At 63.3% G+C, this 1241-nt stretch carries 1 protein-coding gene; it reads right to left on the bottom strand.

What is annotated here, in order from left to right; all coding sequences use genetic code 11:
* Window positions 1-29: 29 nt before the first annotated feature.
* Window positions 30-1154, bottom strand: coding sequence for an IS30 family transposase (locus tag ACFXHE_RS44140; protein ID WP_379391780.1), 1125 nt, complete (start codon window positions 1152-1154; stop codon window positions 30-32).
* Between the last annotated feature and the right edge of the window lie 87 nt (window positions 1155-1241).

Below are 1241 nucleotides of genomic sequence, written 5' to 3'. Positions count from 1 at the left end.
CCGGGGCGGTTTCCATCCGTGGTTGCGAATCAGCTGGCCAATGAGCCTGTCAGCCAGTCTCTCATGGCCTCTGCCGGGGTTCTGTCGCCGAGCACGATGCGGGGTCGCCGGTTGAGTCTGGCGGCGACCTCGCGGAGGTCGTGAAGGCTGTGTCTGGAGAGATCGGTGCCTTTTGGGAAGTACTGCCGCAGAAGACCATTGGTGTTTTCGTTGGTGCCGCGCTGCCAGGGTGAGTGCGGGTCGCAGAAGTAGATCCGAAAGCCGGTCAGCGCTTCGATGTCCTGATGAAGTGTCAGCTCGCGGCCCTGATCCCAGGTGAGGGTTTGCCGCAGCTCGGGCGGCAGGTCTGCGGTCTGGGTGACCAGCGCGTTGCGCAGTTGGGGCGCCTTCCATCCGTGAGGCAGGTGGATCAGCCGCAGGTAACGGGTGTTGCGCTCGACCAGCGTGCCGATCGCCGCGCGCTGACCGCCTCCGATGATCAGGTCACCCTCCCAATGTCCAGGGCTGCGCCGCTCATTCACCTCCACCGGTCGCTCGTGGATGAGGCGCATGTTCTTGATTTTGTTCGGGTGCGCAACTCCGCGGCGCTGCTTCTTGCGTCGTGTCCGGCCTGTTCGCAGTTTGCCCTCCTTGCGACCGAGCAGGCCGGCAAACAGTCCTCGGTAGATCGTTTCCGGGCATGCGCGCATGGTCGCGTCGGTGGCGAAGGTGCGGGCCAGATATCGGGCGATCTGCTGGGGAGACCAGTCTTCGGTGAGCTTGTCGCGAACGGCTTTCCGCAACACGGCGTTGTCGCGAATCTTGTTCTGTTTCGGCCTTTTCCGTCGTAGCAATGCCTGGTTGTGGGCCCACCACGGCTGATATCTCCCGTCCGGCTTGCTGTTTCGTTCGATCTCCCGATAGACGGTCTGGAAGCTCTTGCCGATTGAACCGGCGATCGCCTTGACCGACAGCTTGGCCTGCAAGCCGTCAGCGATGGCGATCCGGTCGTCCTGGGTGAGGAAACGCGGCGAGACGGGGCCGGGATCGGGCACAAGCATCCCGCCAGCATCGAGGAACCACACCGATCCGCAACTGGTCGATACGCCGACAACCCGCGCCGCCGCGGCCCCCTTCATGCCCTGCCGGATCAGCTCGAAGTAGTGCTTCTTCACCGAAACCGGCATCCGATTATTGCCGCCACGTGGCATCCGAACGTCCCTTCAGAAGAGCGTTCGCAACCACCGATGGAACTCAAGCGG

Origin of the sequence: Nocardia sp. NPDC059229 (assembly GCF_042754165.1) — a bacterium.
GTDB lineage: Bacteria > Actinomycetota > Actinomycetes > Mycobacteriales > Mycobacteriaceae > Nocardia.
This window is presented reverse-complemented; position numbering and strand designations above follow the sequence as displayed.